Origin of the sequence: Streptomyces sp. NPDC058678, from assembly GCF_042714835.1 — a bacterium.
GTDB lineage: Bacteria > Actinomycetota > Actinomycetes > Streptomycetales > Streptomycetaceae > Streptomyces.
The window spans coordinates 92,819-116,108 of sequence record NZ_JBHXSG010000024.1; the positions used below are offsets into that span (position 1 = coordinate 92,819).

A 23,290-nucleotide genomic window follows, 5' to 3' on the forward strand; every position below is an offset into this window, starting at 1 on the left:
ACCGTCCGGCGGCGATTCGTTGCGTTCACTCCCCCGTCCTGCGCGCGGGAACCGGCTACGACACGGCCCACCCTTTCGACCGACCGAGTCGGGGGGGGCGGCAGGCTGGGGGCCCAGGGGGCGGAACCCCCTGGGGATGGGACGGGTAGAGGCGGCGGGGGCGAGAAACCTGCCGGTGCCGAACCACCCCGCCGCCCGCACGGCTAGGTCACGGCCGGCCGCGCCCTCGCCGCCAGCACGACCGCCGTCACCAGGTACGGCACCGCGAGCATCGCGAAGACGGTGCCGTGCGAGGCATGCGTGCCGAGGGTCGCGTACACGCCGAACACGGCGACCGTGGCCAGTTCGGTGCCGAGGCCCGCGACCGAGGTCAGGGTGGCCCGGCCGGTGCTCTCGATCCGGTGCTGGAGGCGGACGTCTGCGAGCACCTCGGCCAGCTGGAAGCCGCCGAAGGCGAGGGCCACCAGAGCGATGCCGGCCGGCGTCCGGGCCACGGCGCCCACGGCCAGGGCGAGCGCGGCGCCCGCGAGCAGCACGGCGAGTCCGGTCGTGCCCAGGCGTTCGGCCGGCCCGGCGAGCAGGCTCGCGGCGGTGACGCCCGCCCAGATCAACAGGACCAGATAGGGCACCGTCTCGTCCGCCACTCCGAGGTCGCGGATCAGCAGCGGGGTGTACTCGTCGAGCGCGCCCCACACCGCGGCGACGGCCGGCACCAGCAGGAGCGCGCCCCGCACGGACCGGTCGTCGCGGGCCTCGGCGAGTCCGGCCCGCAGGCTCGTCGCCCAGCCACCGTCCCCGGCCGCCGACGGCATGCGGTGCTCCGGGAACCGCGTCGCGGTCGCCGCGGTCAGCAGGCAGGCCAGGACGCTCGCCGCGCCCACGGCCGGGTAGCCGCCCAGCGCGAGGACCGGGCCGGCGAGGCCCACCGACGCCATCGTGGCCAGCAGCCTCGCCGCCCTGGCCCGGCCCATGACGCGCGCGTACCGGTCGGCGGCGCCGAGCCGGTCCAGTTCGTCGTAGACCAGCGCCTCCAACGCGCCGGAGCCGAGCGCTCCCCCGGCACCCCACAGGACGAAGCCGAGCGCGAAGGCCCCGTACGACGGGACCATCACCCACAGCGCGAAGCCGACGGCGGTGAGCAGCGGGCCGATCCACAGCAGCGTGCGCCGGGACACGGCGTCGGCCCAGGCGCCGGAGGGGACCTCCAGCAGCACGGCGGTGAGCGACCAGAGGGCGAAGAGGGAGGAGATCTGCCACAGGGAGAGACCGGTGTCGGCGAACAGCAGCGCGTACACCGGGTAGAGCAGGACGAGGTCGTCGAGGAACGCGTAGCCGTACAGCGTGGCCGTGAGTCGCCGCACACCGGTGGTGTCGGGCACACGCGCAGGTGAGAGTGTCATGAGGCCTTCCCGCAGGGACGAATCGGATGCCGGAGGTACGGCGTCCGAGGTGGCCCTCGGGAGGCACGGCTGGTGGATCAATGTCGCCAGGTCATGGAACCGATGTTAGACCGGCTCCGCCCCGCCGCCCAGCGAAAATATGGTGATCACGGCCGCGTGGTCGGACGGCCAGTCGTTGTCCTCGACGTCCGGCCACGGCAGGGGGAGACCGCTGACGTACGTCCGGGAGCCGAGCACCCCGAGGCCCCGGTGCAGGACGAAGTCGATGCGGTCCTGCGGCTCCGGGCGGCCACTGCCGTCCTCGTGCTCGGCGTGGACCGGGGACCAGGTGTGGCCGGGGTCGCGTACGGGGTCGGGGTGGGCCTCGCGGTAGGAGTCGCTCAGGCCCGCCTGTTCGGCCGCCTTGCTCACCGGCCACTCGACGTCGGACCGGTCCAGGTGGGAGGGGCTGTTGAAGTCGCCGACGAGGACGACCGGCACGGTGTCGCCGATCCGGCGCAGGGTGTCCCGTATCTGTCCGAGCCGCACCTCCTCGTGGGCGGTCAGCTCGTCGGCCGGGAGCCTGTCGAAGGCGGACTCGTAGGGCCCGTACGGCTTGTGGTCGAGGTGCGTCGTCCAGATGTCCACCTGGGGGCCCGCGCCGATCCGGATCCGGACACCCGCCGCACCGTAGAAGCCGACGTCCGGATCGCCGAAGCGGGCGGTGATCGGGTGGCGGCTGATGATGCCTAGGTTCTCGCCGGCCCGGTGGTGGTGCCAGCCGAGGGCGTCGGCGAGTTCCTGGGCGGCGGTGCCCTGCGTCTCCTGGAGGCCGACCACGTCCACGCCGGTCTCCGTGATGACCTTGAGCTGCTTGGCCCGGTGGTCGCGGACCTTGGTGCCTCCGTACCAGAGGTTCCAGGTCATGACGCGGAGCGTCTGAGGCAACAGGGCGCGCAGACGCGATGGCGTCACGTCCTCCAGGCTGGCCAGCACCGTCCGCCCGGGTGCCGCCTCGATCGGGGCGAGCGAGGGCACCGCGAGCACCGCGCAGCCGGCCGCCTCGGCGGAGGTGACGCCGGTCTGCGTGTCCTCGACGGCGACGCAGGCGGCGGGGTCGACGCCGAGGGAGCGGCAGGCGGCGAGGTAGGGGTCGGGGGCGGGCTTGGTGTGCTCGGTGTCGTCGGCGGTGACGGAGACCGCGAAGCGGCTCGCGCCGAGCGCCGCCAGCACGGTGTCGGCGACCGCTCGGGGCGACGCCGTCACCAGGGCGGTGGGTACGTCCTCCCCGGCCAGGGCGTCGAGCAGGCCGAGGGCGCCGGGGCGGGGCACGATGCCGGTGCGCACCCGGTCCGCGAACTCCCGGTGGAGGGCGTCGGCGAGGCCCTCGGCCGGGGTGCCCGTGGCCGCGGCGAGCCAGGCGGCGGTGTGTTCGACCGGACGGCCGAGCACCTCCGGCTGGTCCGCCTCCGTCAGGGCGCGTCCGGCGACCCGCTCCACCGCCTCCCACCACAGCCGCTCGGTGTCGACGAGCGTGCCGTCCATGTCGAACAGGACGGCCTGGAGCGGGAGTCGGTTCACAGTTGTCTCTTTCCTGGGTGGGGGGAGTTCAGCGGGTACGTTCCGCCACCAGTACCGGACGCTCCGGCAGCGACACGCTCACCGCGGCCCCGGCACCGAGCGCGGCGGCCTCGTGTGTGGGCAGGTCGGCCTTCACCTCCGTGCCGTCGGCGAGCCGTACGGTGACGCGGACGGCCGCTCCGAGGAACGCGGTGGCGACCACGCGCGCGTCCCCGGCGTCGTCGGCCCGTACGCGCATCGCCTCGGGCCGCACGAGCACGTCCACCTCGGCCGCGGACGGGGCCTGGCCGTCGACCGGCAGCCGCTGTCCCAGTACCTCGACGACACCTTGAGAGGAGTGCCCCGGGATCCGGCTCATCGTGCCCACGAACTCGGCGACGAAGGCGGTGGCGGGGCGGCCGTACAACTCGGCGGGGGCGGCGCACTGTTCGAGGCGGCCGGCGTGCATGACGGCGACCCGGTCCGCCATGGACAGGGCCTCCTCCTGGTCGTGGGTCACGAACAGCGTGGTGATGCCGAGCTCCTGCTGGAGCCGCCGGATCTCCTCGCGGAGCGTGAGGCGCACCTTGGCGTCGAGCGCGGAGAGCGGTTCGTCGAGAAGCAGGACGCGGGGGCGCAGGGCGAGGGCGCGGGCCAGCGCGATGCGCTGCTGCTGACCGCCGGAGAGCTGGTGCGGGTACCGCCCGCCCTTGTCGGCGAGCCCGACCAGCTCCAGCAACTCGGCGGCCCGCGCTCGCCGTTCGGCCGTACGCGCCTTGCGCATCCGCAGCCCGAAGGCCACGTTGTCGAGCGCGTCGAGGTGCGGGAAGAGGCTGTACGACTGGAAGACCATCCCGGCGTCGCGCCGGTGGGCGGGGACGCGGGTGACGTCCTCGCCGTCGACCAGCACCTCGCCGGAGTCGGGGTGCTCGAACCCGGCGAGCATCCGCAGCGCGGTGGTCTTGCCGCAGCCGGAGGGGCCGAGCAGGGCGAGGAGTTCACCCGGCCGCACGGTCAGGTCGAGGCCGTCGAGGGCGACGGTCGGCCCGTACTCCCTTCGCAGTCCCCGGAACTCGACGGTGGCTGCCTTGTCGGTGGCCGTCTTCTCAGGCGTGGTCGCGGTCATGATCATCCCCGGGACTCGGTACGGTCGCGCCCGCCGACGCCGGCGAGCGCGAGGAGCAGGGCCCAGGTGACGAACAGGCTGAGCACGGACACGGCGACGGACAGCTGGGCCTGCGATCCGGCGACGCTGTAGATCCACACCGCGAACGGCTGGAAGCCCAGCAGCTGGGCCACGGTGAACTCGCCGAGCACCAGGGCCAGGGTCAGGAAGGAGGCGTTCAGCAGTGCCCCGCGCAGATTGGGCAGCACGGCCCGGACCAGGGCCTGCGGCCAGGACGCGCCGCAGCTGCGGGCGGCCTCGACGAGGGTGGGCACGTCGACGGCCCTCAGGCCGGCGTCCAGCGCCCGGTACACGAACGGCAGGGCCATCACGACGTACGCGAGAACGAGCACGAACGGGAAGTCAGGGTTCTGGATGGCCACGAACGTCTCGAACAGCGGGGTGCGTGACAGGTGTTCGGGCCCCCACTTCAGGACCGTTGAGATGCCGGCGACGAAGGCGATCGGCGGGACGACCAACGGCAGCGAGCACACCACCTCGACGACCGGTCGCAGCCGGGGCGCGCCGAGCCGGAGGGCCACCATGGCGGGCACCATCAGCAGCAGGACGAGCGCGATCGTCGCGGCGGCCAGTTCCAGGGACACGAGCAGGCTGGAGACGAACCCGTCGGCGGAGACGATCTGCGTGTAGGCGTCGAAGGTGACGCCCTGCCCGGGCACGTCGACCGTGAAGACCACGGAGGCGGCCAGCGGCACCAGGAAGTACAGGGCGGCGAGGCCGGACACGAGCCACCGCCACGAGTTCAGGCGAGCCATCGGGCGCTCCGTCGTTGCAGGGGCAGGTACACCGCCATGACCAGACCGGCGACGAGGACCATGTCGAGGCTCAGGGCGAGCGCCACGTTCTCCTGGCCGACCAGCACGTTGCCGGAGATGGCGTCGGCGATCTGCAGGGTGACCAGCGGCACCGAACTGCCCACCATGGCCGCCGCGGTGGCGTAGGCGGCGAACGCGCTGCCGAAGAGGAGCACGAGCCCGCCGAGCAGGGAGGGCATCAGCACGGGCAGGGCGACGTGCCGCCAGTACTGCACGGAGGTCGCGCCGTTGTTCTGCGCGGCCTCGCGCCACTGCACCCGCAGCCCCTCCAGGGCCGGGGTGATCGTGAGCACCATGAGCGGGATCAGGAAGTACAGGTAGACGATCACCAGACCCCAGAAGCTGTAGAGGTCCCAGCCCTTGTCCGTCAGGCCGAAGTACCGGGTCAGCACGCCGGCGTTGCCGAGCGTGGCGACGAAGGCGAAGGCCAGCGGGACACCGCCGAAGTTGGCCAGCACCCCGGACGCGGTGAGCACCGCCTCGCGCAGCGCGCGGGAGCGGGAGGTCACGACGGCCTGGGCGAGCGGCAGCCCGAGCAGCGCGGCGATCCCGGCCGTCACCGCGGACAGCTTCACGCTGCCGATCAGGGCTGTCAGATACGCCCCCTGCAGCGAGGCGGTGAGGTTGTCGACGGTGTACGAACTGGCCCCGGTGTCCGGGTTTTTGGCGGTGAAGGCGCCGTCGAGCATGGCCAGGGCGGGCAGTCCGAAGGCGAGTGCGGTGAAGGCGAGCAGGGGAACGACGGCGAGCCAGCCGAGGGCACGGCGCCGCCGCTTCACCGGAGCGGCGGTCGCCGTGTCGAGGCGCGGGAGGGTGGCCGTCATCCGGAGACGGCCTTCGCCCAGCCCTGTCCGAGGACCGTCTTGGCCTTGCCCTGCTGCGCCTCGGTCGGGAAGGAGGGGGTTCCGGAGACCTCGGGCAGCTTGGCGGCGGCCGTCTTGTCGAGGGTGCCGGCCTTCTCCATGGCGGTCATCAGGGCCGGCCGGGCGTACCCCTTGAGCCACAGGTTCTGGCCCTCGGTGCTGTAGAGGTACTCCTGCCACAGGCGGGCGGTCGCCGGGTGCGGGGCGTCCTTGTTGACGGCCTGGGAGTAGTACTGCGAGAACTTGCCGTCGCTCGGCACCGACACCGTCCAGTCGACGCCCTTGGACTTGAACTCGTCGGCGTACCCGGCGTTGAGGTAGTCCCAGTCGATGCTGATGGGCGTCTCGCCCTTCTCGACGGTGGCCGGGGTGGACTCGACGGGCGTGTAGTTGCCGTTCTTCTTGAGCTTCGCGAAGAAGTCGAGGCCGGGCTGGATGTCGTCGAAGGAACCGCCGTCGGAGAGGGCGGCCGCCCAGACGCCGCCGAACGCGGAACCGGACTTCGTGGGGTTGCCGTTGAGGGCGACCTGGCCCTTGTACTCGGGCTTGAGCAGGTCCTTGAAGGTGGTGGGGCAGGTGGTGACCCGCTTGGCGTCGCAGCCGATCGAGATGTACCCGCCGTAGTCGTTGTACCAGCGGCCCTTCGCGTCCTTCTGCCCCTGCGGGATGTCGGCGAAGGCGGCCACCTTGTAGGGCGCGAGCAGCCCCTGCTGGGCCGCGCTCAGCGCGAAGGAGCTGCCGAGGTCCAGGACGTCCGGGGCACGGCCCTGGCCCTTCCGGGAGGTGACGGCGTTGATCTCGTCCTGGCTGGAGCCGTCCGGGTTCTCGACCTCGACCTTGATGCCGTACTTCTTCTCGAAGCCGTCGATGAGGGCGCCGTAGTTGGCCCAGTCACGGGGCAGCGCGATGGCGTTGAGCGTGCCCTCCTTCTTCGCCGCCTTGACCAGGGCGGCCAGGCCGCCGAAGTCGGCTGCGGAGGTGGCGGTGGCGGCGCTCTTGCCGTCGGCGGTGGTGGACGCGGTGTCGGGGGCGGCGCCGCAGGCGCTCAGGGCGAGCGCGGCGACGACGGCGAGGGCGCCGCCGCGGACGGCTGATCTCGGCAGGGACACGGTCACGGCTTCTCCAGGGGACGCGCGGGGGTGCAGGAGCCAAACAGGGAGAACGACGGTCAGACACAGGAACTTGTCTGAACAAGTTGGCCTCAGTACGCACGCCGCCGGTGTCGCCCCGGTAAACACTGGCGAAACCCTGACCGCTGAATTCCTGCACAACCCGAGCCACCCCGGGCGGCGCCGGAAGTCGACTAGGCTGGTCATGCTGTGCACAGCGGCTGACTCGGAGGGGGATCATGGCTGCGCGACACGAGGAGATCGCGGACGAACTGCGCCGGGCGATCGACCGCGAGGAGTACACCGTCGGCAGTCTGCTGCCCGCCGAGACCGACCTCGCGGCGCACTACGGCGTCTCGCGCGGCACGGTCCGCCAGGCCGTCGCGGCACTCACCGCCGAGGGCCTCATCGGTTCACGCCAGGGCGCCCGCCGCATGGTCCTCACCGGCCGCCGCAGCCAGAGCTTCGCCGAACTGCGCAGCTTCGCCCAGTGGGCGCGCGCGATGGGCCGCGAGGCGACCGGCCGGGTCGTCGCGCAGGAGTACCGCCCGGCGACCGCCGAGGACGCCGTGCGTCTCCAACTGCGCGAGGGGACCGCGGTGTTGCACGTCCTGCGGCTGCGCGGCCTGGACGGCGAGCCGGTCCTGCTGGAGCGGACCGTGTACGCCGACTGGATCGCCCCCGCAGTCGAGCCGATCGAGCCGGACTGTCCCTCGGTCACCCAACGCCTTCTCGACGACACCGGCCTGGTCTTCGCCTACGGTGAGCACGTCATCGACGCGGTGGCGGCGGGCGCCCGGGACGCGGAACTGCTGGGCATCCGCCGGACGAGTCCGCTGCTGCGCGTCCGCCGGGTGACGACGACCCGCGAAGGGCGCCCGGTGGAGTGCTCCGACGACCGCTACCGCTCGGACGCGGTCAGCTTCAGTGTGCACAACTCGATAGGGAACAACGCGCTCGCCCGCAAGACGGCCGACTGAAGGAGCCCTCATGGAGATCGCCGCCCTGCCGTACGTCGACGAACACGCCACCGTGGTCGCGGCGGACGCCGACACCGTCTGGCGCGGCATCGGCGACGTCCTGGACCGCGCCTCCCTAGGGCCCGGGTACGCACGCCTGGTGGGCTGCGCGGACCGTACGGCCTCCGGGCCCCGGCCGCTGGCCGAGGGCTCGACGGTGCCCGGCTTCCGGGTGGCCTCCGCGGACCGGGGCCGGGAGCTGGTCCTGATCGGCCGCCACCACTTCTCGACGTACGCCCTGGTCTTCCGCCTCGACGGGGCGGGCCCGGGCCGCACCCGGCTGCGGGCCGAGACCCGGGCCAGGTTCCCGGGGCCGGCCGGCGGTCTCTACCGGCTGCTGGTCATCGCCTCGGGCGCGCACGCCGCACTCACCGGACGCCTGCTGTCCGCGATCCGTCGCCAGGCGGGATAGGTCAGGTCGGCGACCCGGACGAGAACCTCCGCAGCAACGGCGACAACACCAGCACGGACTTCGTGCGCTCCACGAACGGCTCCCCCGCGATGCGCTCCAGGACCCGTTCGAAGTGCCGCATGTCGGCGGCGAAGACCTGGACGACCGCGTCCGCGTCACCGGTGACGGTCGACGCGGCCACGACCTCCTGGTACCGCTCCAGTCCCCGCCGGATGGTGTCCGGCGAGGTGTTGTGCCTGCAGTAGATCTCGACGAACCCCTCGGTCTCCCAGCCGAGGGCCGAGGGGTCCACCCGTACGGTGAAGCCGGTGATGGCTCCGGTGGCGCGCAACCGGTCCACGCGCCGTTTCACGGCGGGCGCGGACAGGCCGACCAGCTGCCCGATGTCCGCGTAGGAGCGGCGGGCGTCCTCGGCGAGGGCGTGCACGATGCGTTCGTCGAGATCGTTCAGCACTGCGGGTGGTTCACTTCGCTTCAGGTGGGGCAAGACGGGAGCGGCGATGGCCGTACCCGAAGTAGAACACGAGCCCGACGGCCATCCAGACTCCGAAGACCACCCAGGTGATCGCCGAGAGGCTGCCCATCATCCAGACGCAGAAGCCGAGGCCCAGGGCGGGCAGGACCGGCGACAGCGGCACCCGGAAGGTGCGGGGCATGTCCGGACGGGTCCGGCGCAGCACCACGACGGCGATGTTGACCAGCCCGAAGGCGAACAGGGTGCCGATGCTGGTGGCGTCGGCCAGCTGGCCCAGCGGGACGGCCGCGGCCAGCACACCGCAGAACAGGGACACGATCACCGTGTTGGCGCGGGGCGCGCCGGTCTTCGGGTGGACGCGGCCGAACACCTTCGGCATCAGCCCGTCCCGGGACATCGCGAAGAGGATGCGGGTCTGGCCGTACAGAACGGTCAGGACGACGCTGGCGATGGCGACGACCGCGCAGAACGCCAGCAGGGTGCCCCAGAAGGTCTGGCCGGTGACCTCGCGCATGATCTGGGCGAGGGCGGCCTCGGAATCGGTGAACCGCTGCCAGGGCTTCGCGCCGACGGCGACGGCCGCGACCAGGACGTACAGCGCGGTCACGATGACGAGCGAGAGCATGATCGCGCGGGGCAGGTCACGCTGCGCGTTCTTCGCCTCCTCGCCGGCGGTGGAGGCGGCGTCGAAGCCGATGTACGAGAAGAAGAGCGTCGCCCCGGCCGCGCTGACCCCGGCCATGCCGAGCGGCATGAAGTTCTCGTAGTTGCCGGAGCGGAAGCCCTGGACGCCGATCGCGCAGAACAACACCAGCGCGGCGATCTTCACGACGACCATGACGGTGTTGGCCCGGGCGGACTCCCGGGCGCCGCCGAGCAGGAACGCCATGGCGAGCAGGACGACGATCAGCGCCGGCAGGTTGAAGACGCCGCCGTCGCCGGGCGGGGCGGACAGCGCGGCCGGGATGGTGATGCCGAGCGTCCCGTCGAGCAGCTCGTTCAGGTACTCGCCCCAGCCGACCGCGACGGCGGCGACCGAGACGCCGTACTCCAGGACCAGACACCAGCCGCAGATCCAGGCGACCAGCTCGCCCATGGTGGCGTACGCGTACGAGTACGAGGATCCGGCGACCGGGATGGTGCCGGCCAGCTCGGCGTAGGACAGGGCCGAGAACAGCGCGGTGAGGCCGGCGATCACGAAGGAGAGGGTGACGGCCGGGCCGGCCTTGGGAACGGCCTCGCCGAGGACGACGAAGATGCCGGTGCCGAGGGTGGCACCGATGCTGATCATGGTCAGCTGCCAGAGCCCCAGGGAGCGGCGCAGGCTGCCTCCCTCGCCCTGGCCGCCCTCGGCGACCAGGCGTTCCACCGGCTTGCGACGCATGAGGCGCGCACCGAGGCCCGGGGACGAGGGCCGGTTCTGACTGCGCTGGTTCGGGGGTGCGCCTTGGTCGAGCACGCGCTGACTCCTTTGTCGCTGCCTCTGAGGGCGGCGGGGACCGGCGGCACCCCTGCGCGAGCAGGAACCCACCGAGCGGGGTCCCCGCCACGCCACGTACAGCGCATGACCCTATGAGCCAGGGCATCGCGGTCGTAATGCGGCAACCTTGCGCATCTTCGCAAGATCGTTGCGTTCATCGCGGGGTGGCGGGTGTTCGTTGCGCGGCGGCTTTCGTGCGTTGCGCGAGGCCCAGGTCAGCGCCCTGACACCAGTTCCTTGACAAGAAACGTGCACGGCTCGACGCACTCGCGGGTCGTCCCGTCGTGGTCCTGGTACGAGTACCGGTCGACGTAGTCGACGAGGGGGCGGTAGCCGAGCCGGGCGTAGAGGGCGGCCGCGCGCGGGTTCTCCACGCCGACGCCGATGCCCACGGTCGTCAGGCCCCGTTCCCGGGCCAGGTCCTCGGCGGCGCGGATCAGCGCGGTGCCGATGCCGCGCGAGCGGAGTTCCTCCGGCCAGACGCCCAGCCCGCCGATCTCGGGACAGTCCACCGTGACGTCTGGCGCCGCGCAGCCGAGCCAGCGCATCTCCGTGTGCCCGACGGGCCGCCCGTCCAGCCAGGCGACGAGGTATGTGCACTCCCCCGCCTGCTGCCGCGCGAACCGGCGGGCGTGGAACGAGGGGACGCCGGGCGAGCCCATGTACCGGTCGAGCAGCGCCACGTCGGCGAGGCCGCAGACGGTGATCTCCATGACCCGACGATAGGGCCCGCACCCGCGAACGGCCCCCGGTTTTCCCCACGAGCGGGACAACGAGGGCCGTACGAACCGGAGTTGCTCACATCCAGCTGGCGTGCAGCGGCTTGCCCTCCGCGTAACCGGCCGCGCTCTGGATGCCGACGACGGCCTTCTCGGCGAACTCCTCCAGGGAGCCGGCCCCCGCGTAGGTGCAGGAGGAGCGGACGCCCGCGATGATCGAGTCGATCAGGTCCTCGACGCCGGGGCGGTCCGGGTCGAGGAACATGCGGGAGGTGGAGATGCCCTCCTCGAACAGCGCCTTGCGGGCGCGGTCGTACGCCGACTCCTCCGACGTGCGGTTGGCCACGGCACGGGCGGAGGCCATGCCGAAGGACTCCTTGTACAGGCGCCCGTCGGCGTCCTGCTGGAGGTCGCCCGGGGACTCGTAGGTACCGGCGAACCAGGACCCGATCATCACGTTGGACGCACCGGCGGCCAGCGCCATCGCGACGTCGCGCGGATGGCGGACACCGCCGTCGGCCCACACGTGCTTGCCGTACTTCTTGGCCTCGGCGGCACACTCCATGACCGCGGAGAACTGCGGCCGGCCGACGCCGGTCATCATGCGGGTGGTGCACATGGCGCCGGGTCCGACACCCACCTTGATGATGTCCGCGCCGGCTTCGATCAGGTCCTTGACGCCCTCGGCGGCGACGATGTTGCCCGCCACGATCGGCACGTGCGGGTCGAGGCCGCGCACCAGCTTGATCGTGCTGATCATCGACTCCTGGTGGCCGTGCGCCGTGTCGATGACGAGGGTGTCGACGCCCGCGTCCAGCAGTTGCTTGGCCTTGGTCGCGGCGTCGCCGTTGATGCCGACGGCGGCGGCGATGCGCAGCCTGCCGTTCGCGTCGACGGCCGGCGTGTAGAGCGTGGCGCGCAGGGCGCCCTTGCGGGTGAGGATGCCGGCGAGGCGGCCGTCCCCGTCGACGGCGGGGGCGTAGCGGCGGTTGGCGTGGTCCAGCCGGTTGAAGGCCTCGCGCGGGTCGATGTCCGCGTCGAGCAGCAGCAGGTCCTTGGACATGACCACTTCGAGCTGAGTGAAGCGGTCCACCCCGGTCAGGTCCCGGTCGGTGACGACACCGATGGGCCGCTGCTCCTCGTCGACGACGACACCGGCGTTGTGCGCGCGCTTGGGCAGCAGGGACAGCGCGTCGGCGACGGTCTGGTGCGGGGCCAGCACGATCGGGGTGTCCAGGACGTGGTGACGGCTCTTCACCCAGGAGACGACCTCGGTGACGACCTCGATAGGGATGTCCTGCGGAATGACGACCAGCCCGCCGCGCCGGGCCATCGTCTCGGCCATGCGGCGCCCGGCGATGGCGGTCATGTTGGCGACGACCAGCGGGATGGTGGTGCCCGAGCCGTCCGGGGAGCTGAGGTCCACGCCCTGTCGCGAGCCGACCGCGCTGCGGCTCGGGACCATGAAGACGTCGTCGTACGTCAGGTCGTACGGGGGCTGGATGTCATTGAGGAAACGCACGTGCTGCACATCCCAGTCGATCAGAGGTGGCCCCCGGACAGGTCAGCCAGGGGGAAGAGCACGTACTTCATTGTCCCACGGCGGCCGGCACACGAGGCACGGGCGAAACATCCAGGCAGGTCAGAGGGGCCTTAGGAGGAACCTCCAAGGGCGAGCGCCACGGAGAGCGCCGACGTCCGGTCCGCCGCCTCGGCGAACACCTCCCGGGCGGTCTCCCACTCCTCCGGCCGCGCCTTCGCGTACGGCTGCCAGTTCCGTACGACGATCAGCAGCCCCTTCTCGACGGCGCCCTCGGGCCAGACGGTGTGGTCGCCGAGGAAGTCGGCCGGCGCGTCCCGGTTGCGGCCGAACCAGTCGGGCAGTTCCAGGGCCCGCGCGCAGCGGTCCCTCAGTCCCGCCTTGTCCGTGACCCCGTCGAGGTCCAGCGCGACCACGCGCCGGCCCGCGAGCTCGTCCGCCATCTCAGCACCGTCCCGAAGAGTTGGGGTGATCGTCGGTGTAGTGACCACAAAGGGGGTGGCCATGGCGGAGTACCGCCATGGCCACCCCCTTGCGGACGGTCCGTCAGATCCCGTCGGGGTCGGCCCGGTTGAGGGCCGGCTTCGGCGTGGGCCCCGCCGTCATCAGGTAGTCCGCGGCCGACGTGTCCGTCACCAGGCTGGTGACGAGGCCGGACCGCAGCACCGCGTCGATCGCGGCCGCCTTGCGCTGCCCGCCCGCGATCGCGACGACCTCGGGGATACGGCGGAGCTGGTCGGCCTTGACCGTGATGCACCGCTCGCCCAGATCCCGCCCCACCCGGCGACCGTCGACGTCGAAGAGGTGCGCGGACATCTCGGCGGCGACACCGAGCGAGGCGTAGTGCGACACCTCCTCGTCGCTGAGCATGTCGTGCACCGTGGAGATGCCCGGCTCCCAGGAGCCGATGGAGACGCAGGCGACCGTGACCTTGTCGAAGTACTCGAAGGCCCGGGCGATCCCTGTCTGGTTGCGCAGGGCGATCGCGGTGGCGGCGTCCGGCAGCAGCATCGGCGCGTAGATGGGATGGGCGTCGCCGCCCGACACCTGCGCGGCACGCCGTACCGCCTCCACCGAGCCGCGCTCGGCGGTCCCGGCGTCGTACACGCCCGTCAACTGCACCACCGTGCACGGTGGCAGCCGGTCCAGCGCCGCCGCCATGTGGATGGTGGAGCGGCCCCAGGCCAGACCCAGCACATCACCTTCGTTCAGGAGCTCGCCGAGCAGGTCAGCGGCCACTTCTCCCAGATTCTCGGGGTCGGGTGTCTCCTCGGCCTCGGCCGGGGACTCGACCACCACTGCGTGCCTGAGGCCGTAGCGGGCGCGGAGCGCGTCCGAGCGCTCCGCGTCCAGCTCGGCCGGCACGCGGATCTCGATTCGTACGAGATCCCGTTCGAGAGCGGTTTCCAGGACCCGGGCCACCTTGAAGCGGCTGACGCCGAACTCCTCCGCGATCTGGATCTTGGACTTGCCCTCGAGGTAGAAGCGGCGGGCCATGGCCGCCGCCTGCACCAGCTCAGCGGGTCCCATCCGCATGGCTGACCGGCCCGCCGACATACCCGACACGGCGATCTCCTCACTGCTGTTCACACTCTGGATTCGCCGTTCATCCTTGCAGATCCGGCGCACTTGATCAGCCCTGATGAGAGCCGTTCACGTTCCCGTGGTTCAGTGGCCGCATGCCCAGGAGGCCTTGGCCGTCGCCCCCTCCGCCTGCGTGCGCAATGCACGTACCGCCTCGGCCGGGTCCGATGCGCCGTAGACCGCCGAGCCGGCGACGAACACGTCGGCTCCCGCGTCCGCGCAGCGCTCGATGGTGGAGGCCGAGACTCCGCCGTCGACCTGGAGCCACATCTCCAGGCCGTGCTTGTTGATCAACTCGCGGGTGCGGCGAATCTTCGGCAGCATGATGTCGAGAAACGCCTGACCCCCGAAGCCCGGCTCGACGGTCATGATCAGCAACATGTCGAGCTCGGGAAGCAGATCCTCGTACGGCTCGATGGGCGTGGCGGGCTTCAGCGCCATGGAGGCGCGGGCGCCCTTGGCCCGGATCTCCCGGGCGAGCCGGACCGGAGCGGCGGCAGCCTCGACGTGGAAGGTGACGGAAGAGGCACCCGCCTCGACGTACTGGGGCGCCCACCGATCGGGGGCCTCGATCATCAGATGACAGTCCAGCGGGGTGTCCGTCGCACGGGCCAGCGACTCTACGACCGGCACGCCGAGGGTGAGGTTCGGGACGAAATGGTTGTCCATGACGTCGACGTGGAGCCAGTCGGCTCCCTCAACCGCCTTCGCCTCGTCCGCGAGGCGGGCGAAGTCGGCGGACAAGATGCTGGGATTGATCTGCGCGGCCATGCCCCAAGACTGCCATGTCCGGGCACGAATGTTCGCGCCGGTCCATACCTAAGCCGTTCATCGGATGTTGCATCGGGGCTGCCCGTGCCATGCTGGGCGGCCGATCGGCTCCACGAGCGGCTGCGGGGGTGGCCATGACGGAGATCCAGGGGAGCAAGCAGGGGCAGCGGGGCATCGCGCACCTGGTGTGCGGGCGGCGCGCCAAGTGGCTGGTGCTGGTGCTTTGGCTGGTGGTGCTGTTCCTGACGGCACCGTTCGCCCAGAAACTGACCGACGCCCAGGACAACGACGCGGCCTCCTGGCTGCCCGGCTCCGCCGAGTCCACCCAAGTCCTGGAAATCTCCGAGGACTTCAGGCCCGAGCAGATCCCCGCGGTCGTGGTGTACGCCCGCGAGGACGGCCTGACCGCCCAGGAGCGGGCGCAGATCACCAGGGACACGGCCGAGCTCAAGCAGCTGACCGACCACGGCATCCGCGGCGACGAGACCCGGGGCCCGGTCTACGACCGGCCGACAGACCCGCGCGCCGCCCAGGTCCTGGTGCCGATCACCATGGACGAGAAGGGCTGGGAGCGGATCGCACCCGCGGTCGACTCGATCCGGGATGTCGTCGGCGAGGGCGGCGACGGCCTCGCCGTGCACATCACCGGCCCGGGCGGCACCTCCGCCGACTTCTCCGAGGCCTTCGAGGGCATCGACTCGACGCTGCTGATCTCGGCGATGAGCGTCGTCATCGTGATGCTGCTCCTCACGTATCGCAGCCCCACGCTCATCCTGGTCCCCCTGCTCTCGGTGATCGCCGCGCTGTTCACCGCCCAGGCGCTGATCTACTTCCTGGCGGAACACGCGGGCCTGACGGTCAACGGCCAGAGCGCGGGCATCCTGACAGTGCTGGTGTTCGGCGCGGGGACGGACTATGCCCTGCTGCTGGTCGCCCGCTACCGGGAAGAGCTGCGCCGTCACGAGGACCGCCACGAGGCGATGGCCCTCGCCCTGCACCGGGCGGGCCCGGCCGTCCTCGCCTCCGGCGCGACCGTCGTGCTGAGCATGCTGATGCTGCTGGCCGCCGATATGAACTCCACCAGGGGCCTCGGCCCGGTGGCGGCGATCGGCGTCGCGGTCGCCCTGCTGGCGATGATGACGCTGTTCCCGGCGCTGCTGGTGATCTTCGGCCGCTGGATCTTCTGGCCGGTGATCCCGCACCTCGGCACGCCGAACCCGGCCGACCGGGGCGTCTGGGCCCGGATGGGCGGCCGTATGGCCGTCCGCCCCCGCATGGTCTGGGGCGTCACCGCGGCGGTGCTGGCGATCTGCTCGCTCGGCCTGATCCAGTTGCGCGCCGAGGGCATCAGCAACGCGGACGCCTTCACCGGGAAACCGGACTCGATCGTCGGCCAGGAGGTCTCGGCACGCTACTTCCCGGCCGGAAGCGGTGATCCGCTGGTCGTCGTCAGCAACCAGGCGCAGGCGCGGCAGGTCGGTGAGGCGGTCGCCGCCACCCGGGGCGTCGTCCCCGAGTCGCTCGGTCTGCCACCGGGCACCAAACCGTCCTTCGAGGGCAAGGTGCTGTTCGAGGCCACCATGACCGAGCCGTCCGACAGCGAGGCCGCGAAACAGACGGTGGAGCGGGTCCGGGACGCCGTGCACGCGGTGCCCGACGCCGACGCCCAGGTGGGCGGCGGTACGGCATCCCTGCTGGACATGGACAAGGCGACCACGCACGACAACAAACTGATCATCCCTCTGGTGCTGGTCGTCGTCCTGCTGATCCTGTGCGTGCTGCTGCGCGCGCTGATCGCCCCGCTGCTGCTGGTCGGGACGGTGATCCTGTCGTTCACGGCGGCGCTCGGGATCAGCGCGCTCGCCTTCCGGTACGTCTTCGACTACGCCGGCGAATCGACGGACTTCCCACTGTTCGTGTTCGTCTTCCTGGTCGCCCTGGGCATCGACTACAACATCTTCCTGACCACCCGCATCCGCGAGGAGGCCGCCCATCAGGGCACGCGCAAGGGCGCACTGACAGGTCTTGCCGCGACCGGTGCGGTCATCACCTCCGCGGGCCTGGTCCTCGCGGGCACCTTCGCCGCCCTCGCCACCCTCCCGATGGTCGCCTTCGCCGAACTCGGCTTCGCGGTGGCCCTGGGCGTGCTCATCGACACGTTCATCGTGCGGTCGGTGCTGGTGACGTCCCTGTTCCTGGACGTGGGTCCGAAGGTGTGGTGGCCCCACCGGCTGGCCCGGGAGGACGGCGGGCCCCCCGCCGCCGAGGCGGTGGGGGCCGGAGTCAGCCGGTCCGCCGAATGAGCGCCAGGTACATGGCGTCGGTCCCGTGGCGATGCGGCCACAGCTGTACGTCGGGACCCTCGCCGAGGTCCGGTACGCCGGGCAGCAGGGGCCGGGCGTCGACGAGTTCGGCCTCGGGGTGCTGTTTGAGCACGTCGTCGACTACGGCCCTGGTCTCCGCGAGATGCGGCGAGCAGGTGGCGTAGCCGACGATCCCGCCGACCCGCACGGAGTCGAGCGCGGTGTGCAGCAGGCCGCGCTGCAGCGGCGCGAACCCCTCGAGGTCCTCGGGGCGCCTGCGCCACCGGGCCTCGGGCCTCCGCCGCAGGGCGCCGAGCCCGGTGCACGGCACGTCCATCAGCACCCGGTCGAAGGAGCCGGGCCGCCACGGCGGCCGGATCCCGTCGGCGGCGATGACCTGGTAGGGCCCGGGGTTGCCGTCGAGGGCCTTGGCGACGAGCCCGGCCCGTTTCGGCTGCTTCTCGGAGGCGAGCAGGAAGGCCCCGCGCTCGGCGGCGAGAGCGGCGAGCAGCGCGGCCTTGCCGCCGGGCCCGGCACATCCGTCGAGCCACTTCTCGTCCCGCCCTTCGAGGGGCGCGTGGGCGAGGGCCAGCGCGACGAGCTGGCTGCCCTCGTCCTGCACACCGGCCCGGCCTTCCCGTACGGCCTCGATGGCACCGGGTTCGCCGCCCTCGGCCAGCCGCACGGCGTACGGCGACCAGCTGCCCGCCACCGCGGCCTCCTCCCGGAGCAGTTCGTCGGTGGTGGACCGGCCCGGCCGCGCCACAAGGGTCACCTCGGGCCGCTCGTTGTCGGCCGCCAGCAGTTCCTCGATACCGGCCCGCCCGCCGCCGAGCGAGTCCCACAGCGCGGAGACGACCCAACGAGGGTGCGAGTGCACGACGCCGAGATGGTCCTCGGGGTCCTTGTCGTAGGGCGGCGCGACCTTGGCGATCCACCCGTCGAGGTCGTCCTGCGCGACCTTGCGCAGCACGGCGTTGACGAACTTCGCCCGCCCGTCGCCGAGCACCACCCGGGCGAGCTCGACGGACGAGGACACGGCGGCGTGCGTCGGGATCCGCGTCCCGAGCAGCTGGTGCACACCGAGACTGAGCACGTCGAGCACCGGCGGGTCGACCTCGCGCAGCGGCCGGTCGATACAGGCTTTGATGACGGCGTCGTACGTCCCCTGCCGGCGCAGCGTCCCGTACACCAGCTCGGTCGCGAGCGCCGCGTCCCGCCCGTCGAACTTGTCGGGTCCCTCCTTCTCCCGCGCCTTCCGCAGCAGCGGCGGCAGGACGAGGTTGGCGTACGCGTCCCGCTCGTCCACGGCTCGCAGCGCCTCGAAGGCGAGGAAGCGGACAGGGTCCTTCTGGGGCCGACGGTAGGGCTTGCCGGCGGGGCGGGGCCGACGGGGCTGGTCGCTCACGAAAAAGGTGCTCCGGGTTCAGAGGGGGATACCCGCCAAGGGTAAGTCCGTGGCCCCCCGTCTCACTCTCCGAGGGTCTCGCCGGCACCGATGCGCACCCCGCGCGCCCAGTCGGCGGCCCTCATCGGCTTCTTGCCCTGAGCCTGCACCCACAGCAGCTCGACGGCGTACGAGCCCGTGCCGACGTGGACGTCGTTCTTGCCGACGGAGAGCGCGCCGGGGGCCAGGTCGGTGCGCTCGGGCACGGGCCGGACCTGAATGAGCTTGAGCCGCTCGCCCCGGAAGACGGTCCAGGCGCCGGGCGCCGGAGTGCACCCGCGCACCACCCGGTCCACCCGCAGTGCCGGGGTCACCCAGTCCACCTGGGCGTCCTCGACGGTGATCTTCGGGGCGAGGGTGATGCCCTCGGTGGGCTGCGGTACGGCCTTCAGCGTGCCGTCCGCGATCCCGTCCATGGTCGCGGCGAGCAGCCCGGAGCCCGCGAAGGCGAGCCGGGTCAACAGGTCGCCGCTGGTGTCGGTGGGCCGGATCTCCTGGGTGACCGTGCCGTAGACGGGCCCGGAGTCGAGCCCCTCCTCGATCAGGAAGGTCGAGGCGCCGGTGATCTCGTCCCCCGCCATGATGGCGTGCTGCACGGGCGCGGCCCCGCGCCACGCGGGCAGCAGCGAGAAGTGCAGGTTGACCCAGCCGTGGGCGGGGATGTCGAGGGCCACCCTGGGCAGCAGCGCGCCGTAGGCGACGACGGGACAGCAGTCCGGGGCGATCTCCCCGAGCCGCTCCAGGAACTCCGGATCCCGCGGCCTGACCGGCTTCAGCACCTCGATCCCGGCTTCCTCCGCCCGCTGGGCGACGGGAGAGGCGACCAGCCTCCGCCCACGTCCGGCCGGCGCGTCGGGTCGCGTGACGACGGCGGCCACCTCGTGCCGCCCGGAGGCGAGCAGAGCGTCCAGAGCGGGAACGGCGACCTCGGGGGTACCGGCGAAGACGAGCTTCATGGGTGGGTTCGGGCCTCTCGGGCGGGGGTGGGACGGGCAACTCCCAAGTCTATGACCACGTATGGAACAGCGGCGGGAGACCGATCGGAGGCCGACGGCCGAGGCGCAAACCCCCCTCCAGGGGCGTACGCATATGCCCATACGCCCCCGGTGCGTGACCAGCGGAGCGTAGACGCGTTGGTCAAGAGAGAGTTGACCAACGCGGGCCGCACATCGCGCGGCCCGATCCTTTTCATCGCCGGTTCGAGAGGCTTGTTCATGGCCGACCACGCAACCCACGACGCCCAGGCTCGGGCCAGCCTGCACTTGCTGGTGCGGGACATCGAGCGGGTCCGCCGGCAGGTGGACGCACTGCGCACGCTCACCGCCCAGCTGGGCAACGTCTACCGCCCGCGCCGCTCCGGCCCGTCCACAGGCTTCGTCGTCTACGGACGCGCCCCCGCCCCGACGGTCCGACTCGCCCAGGAACTGCGGGACAGTGTCGAGACCCTGGTCACGGCCGCCGTGGACTTCGACCGCTCACTCGGCTTCTCGTGGGACGCGGTGGGTTCCGCCCTCGGAGTCACCAAGCAGGCGGTGCACCGCCGTTACGGCGCGCGCCGCGCCACGGCCCAGACGGCGACCGAGCCCGAGCGGACCACGGACGCCGCGCCTTCCCGCACGGTCAACGTGGGCTCCGGTATCACCACCGTGCCCACGGTGCCCGCCGCACGCTCGATGCCGACCCAGCCGACGGCAGGCAGCCCGTCCCTCCGCGACGAGGCCAGGCCGACCGCCTTCCCCGCCCCGCGCAACGGCTGACCGACCCCCTCCCTGCCCTCCCGGCGCATCCGGGAGGGCAGCCGCGTGTCACGGGCCCACCGCTCGACCGCGTTCCGGCGCGGCACCGTGTTCCGGCACATGGGGCGACCGCGCAGCCCCGGCCACCGGCTTCGGGCGCCGAGGTCATCGAAGCGTCCGACAACCCCCGGCGAGGTCCGTATCGCCGTGCCACAGCCACCGAACACCCCCGGCCAGACCCGAACCGCCGTGCCACAGCCACCGAACACCCCCGGCCAGACCCGCAACCCAGTGACCAGTCCACCGACACCCCCGGCCAGACCCGCAACCCCGTGACCAGTCCACCGACACCCCCGGCCGGACCCGCAACCCCGTGACCAGTCCACCGACACCCCCGACCCGATCCGCAACGCGGCGCCCGTCGTTTGCCCATCGCCTCAGCCGATGTCGGGCGGATCGATCCGCACCCGGACCCCGGCCTCCCCGCCCCCACGCGCCATCCGCGCCGCCTGCGCGGCCTTCAGCGCGGACGCCAGCGCCGCCCCCGTCCCCGGCGGCACCCGGATCAGCGCCCGCTCCCAGTGCTCACCGGGCGGCGGCGCCCCCGCGCGGCGCGGGCGCCCGGCGGTCGTGACGGGCACCGGCACGGGCCCCAACACCTCGGCCTCCGAAGGCAGCTCCACCGCCCCCAGGAACTCGGCGAGCGCCTCCGCGGGCGCCGACACCGCCGCCATCCGCGACACCGGGGGAAATCCCAGCTCGGCCCGCTCGGAGAGCTCCCGCACCGCATGGCCCACGGGGTCCCATCGCACGAGGGCCTGCACGGGCCGCAGCGTGGGTTCGGCGACGATGACGACCGTGCCCCCGGCACCCTGTGGACGTACCAGCGCCGCCGCCCCGATCCACCGCCGCAACGCGTCCTCACCGGCGCGCAGATCAGGGCGCCCCAGCATGGCCCAGCCGTCCAGCAGCAGCGCGGCCGCGTACCCGCCCTCGGCGACGGGTTCGGCCCCTGGCGTGCTCACCACCAGCGCGGGCGCCGACGCCACGGTGTCCAGCACCTGCTCGCGCCCGGAGGTCCGCACCGGCACGGCGGGAAACGCCCGCCCCAGTTCCTCCGCGGTCCGCCGCGCCCCGACGACCTGCGCCCGCAGCCTGAACGCACCGCACTCCGGGCAGTGCCAGGCTCCCTCGTCGCGCCCGCACCACCCGCACCGCAGCGCGGCCCCGGACTCCTGCGCCTCCAAGGGCCCGGCGCACTGCCGACAGCGCGCGGGGGCCCGGCAGTTGGCGCACGCCATCCGCGGTACGTAACCCCGCCGGGGCACCTGGACGAGCACCGGCCCGTGCCGCAGCCCCTCTCTGACGACCTGCCAGGCGAGGGTGGGCAGCCGGGCGGCCCGGGCGGCCTCGTCCCGCGCGAGATCGCCGTCACCGACGGTCCGGACGAGCGCAGCGGCGCTCCTCACCTGTTCCCGCTCCGCGACGAGCGGCCGGGCCCACCCACTCTCCACCAGCTGTGCCGCCTCCACGGTGCAGCTCCAACTCCCGAGCAGAAAGGCGCACTTGTCCAGCGCGGCTCGCAGCAGCAGCACCTCCCTGGCATGGGGCTGGGGTGCGTGCTGCTCGCTGTGGCTGTCGTCGCCGTCCTCCCAGATGGCGACCAGCCCGAGATCCTGCACAGGGGCGAACATGGCGGCCCGTGTTCCGATGACCGCCCGTACGGAGCCGCGCCGCACGGCGAGCCACTCCCGATACCGTTTCTCGGGCCCGGCGTCGGCGGTGAGCACGGCATGGCGCCCCTCCCCCAGCAACGCCGTCAACGCGGCGTCGGCGCGCGCGACCGCCCGCCCGTCCGGCAGCACCGCCAGCGCGCCGCGCCCGGAGGCGAGCGTCGCCGCCACGGCCCGCGCCAGTTCCTCGCTCCACTGCGGCCCGGGCAACGCGTTCCACACGGCCCGCGGCGCGCCCCCCGAGGCCAGCGCCTCCACGAACGCGGCCCCGTGCTCGTACCGCTCCCAGGACCCCGCCTCGGGCGCACTCGGCGGCGGCAGCGGCGCGGGGGACGGCCGCTGCTCGGCCCTCGCGCTGCGCGGCGGTACGGCGAGCTGCAGCACGTCGGCAAGGCTCCCGGCGTACCGGTCGGCGACCGCCCGCGCCAGCCCCAGCAGTTCCTCGCCCAGGACCGGCTCCGGCGACACGACCTGGGCCAGCGCGGCGAGCGGCCCGGGATAGTCGGACTCGGGGAGCCGCTCGACGAGAAACCCGTCGATCAGCCCGCCGCCTTCACGCCGTCCGTCCCGCACCCGATGCCGCCCGGCCCCGAACCGCACCCGCACCCGCACCCCGGGCTGCGCGTCGGCGTCCAGTTCCTCGGGCACCGCGTAGTCGAAGTACCGGTCGAGATGCAGCACCCCCTTGTCCACCAGCACCCGGGCGACGGGCAGCTCCTTGGCCAGCGCCGCCCCGCGCCAGGTCCGCGGCTTGGCCCGCGGCGTCTTCGCCTGCCGGACACTGTCCCGAATGAGCGCAAGCTGCTCGGGCGGCGCCCCCTCGGCCCCACCGTCCACCGACCCGTTCTCGCTGCTCACACTTGCATTTTTACCAAACGCCACTGACAACCGACGGCGCCCGAGGTCTCCCGCGGTGACGGCGCGCACTCTGCCTTGGACCACTCGGCCACACCACCGGGGACATGCCCCGGCCGGCGGCGGGATTCGAACCCGCGGGGGCTTGCGAGCCCCGAAGTATCCGTCACCTTCGCACCGGACGCCCCGGCGTCGAACCTCCCGAGCTCAAAAGTGGCAGCGGTACGCAAAAAGCTCGGCTTCACCGCGCGCCCCTGGGCGCACTCCACAGAAGTACCCGCGACCATCGCACCGGGAGATCACC

At 72.3% G+C, this 23,290-nt stretch carries 20 protein-coding genes and 1 tRNA gene; 4 read left to right on the forward strand and 17 right to left on the reverse strand.

The genetic code is table 11. From position 1 onward, the window contains the following. Positions 1 to 203: 203 nt before the first annotated feature. From ACFWWR_RS22435 to ACFWWR_RS22460, 6 genes are all read right to left on the reverse strand, one after another. Complete coding sequence (locus tag ACFWWR_RS22435; protein ID WP_384304942.1) at positions 204 to 1,400, reverse strand: MFS transporter; 1,197 nt, start codon at positions 1,398 to 1,400, stop codon at positions 204 to 206. A 105-nt stretch (positions 1,401 to 1,505) separates the two neighbouring features. Continuing rightward, on the reverse strand, positions 1,506 to 2,960 hold the full coding sequence (locus tag ACFWWR_RS22440) for an HAD-IA family hydrolase (protein WP_384304945.1): 1,455 nt from the start codon (positions 2,958 to 2,960) through the stop codon (positions 1,506 to 1,508). A 28-nt stretch (positions 2,961 to 2,988) separates the two neighbouring features. Further along, positions 2,989 to 4,065, reverse strand: coding sequence for an ABC transporter ATP-binding protein (locus tag ACFWWR_RS22445; protein ID WP_384304948.1), 1,077 nt, complete (start codon positions 4,063 to 4,065; stop codon positions 2,989 to 2,991). Between the two features lie 2 nt (positions 4,066 to 4,067). Then, the gene (locus ACFWWR_RS22450) at positions 4,068 to 4,880 is read right to left on the reverse strand and encodes an ABC transporter permease (RefSeq protein WP_384304951.1); all 813 of its coding nucleotides are present in this window, start codon (positions 4,878 to 4,880) and stop codon (positions 4,068 to 4,070) included. Then, on the reverse strand, positions 4,868 to 5,764 hold the full coding sequence (locus tag ACFWWR_RS22455; protein WP_383865804.1) for an ABC transporter permease: 897 nt from the start codon (positions 5,762 to 5,764) through the stop codon (positions 4,868 to 4,870). Before ACFWWR_RS22455 ends, ACFWWR_RS22450 begins: the two co-directional genes overlap by 13 nt. Beyond that, on the reverse strand, positions 5,761 to 6,918 hold the full coding sequence (locus ACFWWR_RS22460; protein WP_384304954.1) for an ABC transporter substrate-binding protein: 1,158 nt from the start codon (positions 6,916 to 6,918) through the stop codon (positions 5,761 to 5,763). The genes ACFWWR_RS22455 and ACFWWR_RS22460 overlap by 4 nt, the downstream gene beginning before the upstream one ends. Positions 6,919 to 7,151: 233 nt before the next feature. Between ACFWWR_RS22460 and ACFWWR_RS22465 the strand changes: the two genes are divergently transcribed. Next, positions 7,152 to 7,892, forward strand: coding sequence for a GntR family transcriptional regulator (locus ACFWWR_RS22465; protein WP_383865800.1), 741 nt, complete (start codon positions 7,152 to 7,154; stop codon positions 7,890 to 7,892). Positions 7,893 to 7,902: 10 nt separating this feature from the next. Further along, positions 7,903 to 8,343: a hypothetical protein gene (locus ACFWWR_RS22470; protein ID WP_383865798.1), complete on the forward strand. Its 441-nt coding sequence runs from the start codon at positions 7,903 to 7,905 to the stop codon at positions 8,341 to 8,343. Between the two features lies 1 nt (position 8,344). On the opposite strand, the gene ACFWWR_RS22475 is transcribed toward ACFWWR_RS22470, so the two are convergent. From ACFWWR_RS22475 to rpe, 7 genes are all read right to left on the reverse strand, one after another. Then, on the reverse strand, positions 8,345 to 8,797 hold the full coding sequence (locus ACFWWR_RS22475; protein WP_383865796.1) for an Lrp/AsnC family transcriptional regulator: 453 nt from the start codon (positions 8,795 to 8,797) through the stop codon (positions 8,345 to 8,347). A gap of 10 nt (positions 8,798 to 8,807) precedes the next feature. Next, positions 8,808 to 10,277, reverse strand: coding sequence for an amino acid permease (locus ACFWWR_RS22480; RefSeq protein ID WP_383865794.1), 1,470 nt, complete (start codon positions 10,275 to 10,277; stop codon positions 8,808 to 8,810). A gap of 236 nt (positions 10,278 to 10,513) precedes the next feature. Then, positions 10,514 to 11,011: a GNAT family N-acetyltransferase gene (locus tag ACFWWR_RS22485; protein WP_384304957.1), complete on the reverse strand. Its 498-nt coding sequence runs from the start codon at positions 11,009 to 11,011 to the stop codon at positions 10,514 to 10,516. Between the two features lie 85 nt (positions 11,012 to 11,096). Further along, positions 11,097 to 12,539, reverse strand: coding sequence for a GuaB1 family IMP dehydrogenase-related protein (locus ACFWWR_RS22490; protein WP_384304959.1), 1,443 nt, complete (start codon positions 12,537 to 12,539; stop codon positions 11,097 to 11,099). A 131-nt stretch (positions 12,540 to 12,670) separates the two neighbouring features. After that, the gene (locus tag ACFWWR_RS22495; RefSeq protein ID WP_384304961.1) at positions 12,671 to 13,000 is read right to left on the reverse strand and encodes a barstar family protein; all 330 of its coding nucleotides are present in this window, start codon (positions 12,998 to 13,000) and stop codon (positions 12,671 to 12,673) included. A 103-nt stretch (positions 13,001 to 13,103) separates the two neighbouring features. Next, on the reverse strand, positions 13,104 to 14,147 hold the full coding sequence (locus ACFWWR_RS22500) for a sugar-binding transcriptional regulator (RefSeq protein ID WP_383865786.1): 1,044 nt from the start codon (positions 14,145 to 14,147) through the stop codon (positions 13,104 to 13,106). A gap of 78 nt (positions 14,148 to 14,225) precedes the next feature. Further along, on the reverse strand, positions 14,226 to 14,912 hold the full coding sequence (rpe, locus tag ACFWWR_RS22505) for a ribulose-phosphate 3-epimerase (protein ID WP_383865784.1): 687 nt from the start codon (positions 14,910 to 14,912) through the stop codon (positions 14,226 to 14,228). 134 nt (positions 14,913 to 15,046) lie between these two features. Between rpe and ACFWWR_RS22510 the strand changes: the two genes are divergently transcribed. Further along, a complete protein-coding gene (locus ACFWWR_RS22510; RefSeq protein ID WP_383865781.1) occupies positions 15,047 to 17,215 on the forward strand; it encodes an MMPL family transporter in 2,169 nt (722 codons plus the stop codon). Here the strand turns inward: ACFWWR_RS22510 and ACFWWR_RS22515 are convergent. Continuing rightward, on the reverse strand, positions 17,196 to 18,623 hold the full coding sequence (locus tag ACFWWR_RS22515) for an RsmB/NOP family class I SAM-dependent RNA methyltransferase (RefSeq protein WP_383865779.1): 1,428 nt from the start codon (positions 18,621 to 18,623) through the stop codon (positions 17,196 to 17,198). The two genes, ACFWWR_RS22510 and ACFWWR_RS22515, sit on opposite strands and share 20 nt — an antisense overlap. A 62-nt stretch (positions 18,624 to 18,685) precedes the next feature. After that, the gene (gene fmt / locus ACFWWR_RS22520) at positions 18,686 to 19,618 is read right to left on the reverse strand and encodes a methionyl-tRNA formyltransferase (RefSeq protein ID WP_383865777.1); all 933 of its coding nucleotides are present in this window, start codon (positions 19,616 to 19,618) and stop codon (positions 18,686 to 18,688) included. A gap of 258 nt (positions 19,619 to 19,876) precedes the next feature. Between fmt and ACFWWR_RS22525 the strand changes: the two genes are divergently transcribed. Then, positions 19,877 to 20,419: a hypothetical protein gene (locus tag ACFWWR_RS22525; RefSeq protein WP_383865775.1), complete on the forward strand. Its 543-nt coding sequence runs from the start codon at positions 19,877 to 19,879 to the stop codon at positions 20,417 to 20,419. Positions 20,420 to 20,835: 416 nt separating this feature from the next. On the opposite strand, the gene ACFWWR_RS22530 is transcribed toward ACFWWR_RS22525, so the two are convergent. Next, the gene (locus ACFWWR_RS22530) at positions 20,836 to 22,989 is read right to left on the reverse strand and encodes a primosomal protein N' (RefSeq protein WP_384304964.1); all 2,154 of its coding nucleotides are present in this window, start codon (positions 22,987 to 22,989) and stop codon (positions 20,836 to 20,838) included. Between the two features lie 111 nt (positions 22,990 to 23,100). Then, a tRNA-OTHER gene (locus ACFWWR_RS22535) sits at positions 23,101 to 23,177 on the reverse strand. Positions 23,178 to 23,290 lie beyond the last annotated feature (113 nt).

What these genes read in the sequence shown, in the direction of transcription:
- ACFWWR_RS22435 (WP_384304942.1), bottom strand. Translation starts at nt 1,400, where the DNA reads ATGACACTCTCACCTGCGCGTGTGCCCGACACCACCGGTGTGCGGCGA.
- ACFWWR_RS22445 (WP_384304948.1), bottom strand. Translation starts at nt 4,065, where the DNA reads ATGACCGCGACCACGCCTGAGAAGACGGCCACCGACAAGGCAGCCACC.
- ACFWWR_RS22450 (WP_384304951.1), bottom strand. Translation starts at nt 4,880, where the DNA reads ATGGCTCGCCTGAACTCGTGGCGGTGGCTCGTGTCCGGCCTCGCCGCC.
- ACFWWR_RS22455 (WP_383865804.1), bottom strand. Translation starts at nt 5,764, where the DNA reads ATGACGGCCACCCTCCCGCGCCTCGACACGGCGACCGCCGCTCCGGTG.
- ACFWWR_RS22465 (WP_383865800.1), top strand. Translation starts at nt 7,152, where the DNA reads ATGGCTGCGCGACACGAGGAGATCGCGGACGAACTGCGCCGGGCGATC.
- ACFWWR_RS22470 (WP_383865798.1), top strand. Translation starts at nt 7,903, where the DNA reads ATGGAGATCGCCGCCCTGCCGTACGTCGACGAACACGCCACCGTGGTC.
- ACFWWR_RS22485 (WP_384304957.1), bottom strand. Translation starts at nt 11,011, where the DNA reads ATGGAGATCACCGTCTGCGGCCTCGCCGACGTGGCGCTGCTCGACCGG.
- ACFWWR_RS22495 (WP_384304961.1), bottom strand. Translation starts at nt 13,000, where the DNA reads ATGGCGGACGAGCTCGCGGGCCGGCGCGTGGTCGCGCTGGACCTCGAC.
- rpe (WP_383865784.1), bottom strand. Translation starts at nt 14,912, where the DNA reads ATGGCCGCGCAGATCAATCCCAGCATCTTGTCCGCCGACTTCGCCCGC.
- ACFWWR_RS22510 (WP_383865781.1), top strand. Translation starts at nt 15,047, where the DNA reads ATGACGGAGATCCAGGGGAGCAAGCAGGGGCAGCGGGGCATCGCGCAC.
- fmt (WP_383865777.1), bottom strand. Translation starts at nt 19,618, where the DNA reads ATGAAGCTCGTCTTCGCCGGTACCCCCGAGGTCGCCGTTCCCGCTCTG.
- ACFWWR_RS22525 (WP_383865775.1), top strand. Translation starts at nt 19,877, where the DNA reads ATGGCCGACCACGCAACCCACGACGCCCAGGCTCGGGCCAGCCTGCAC.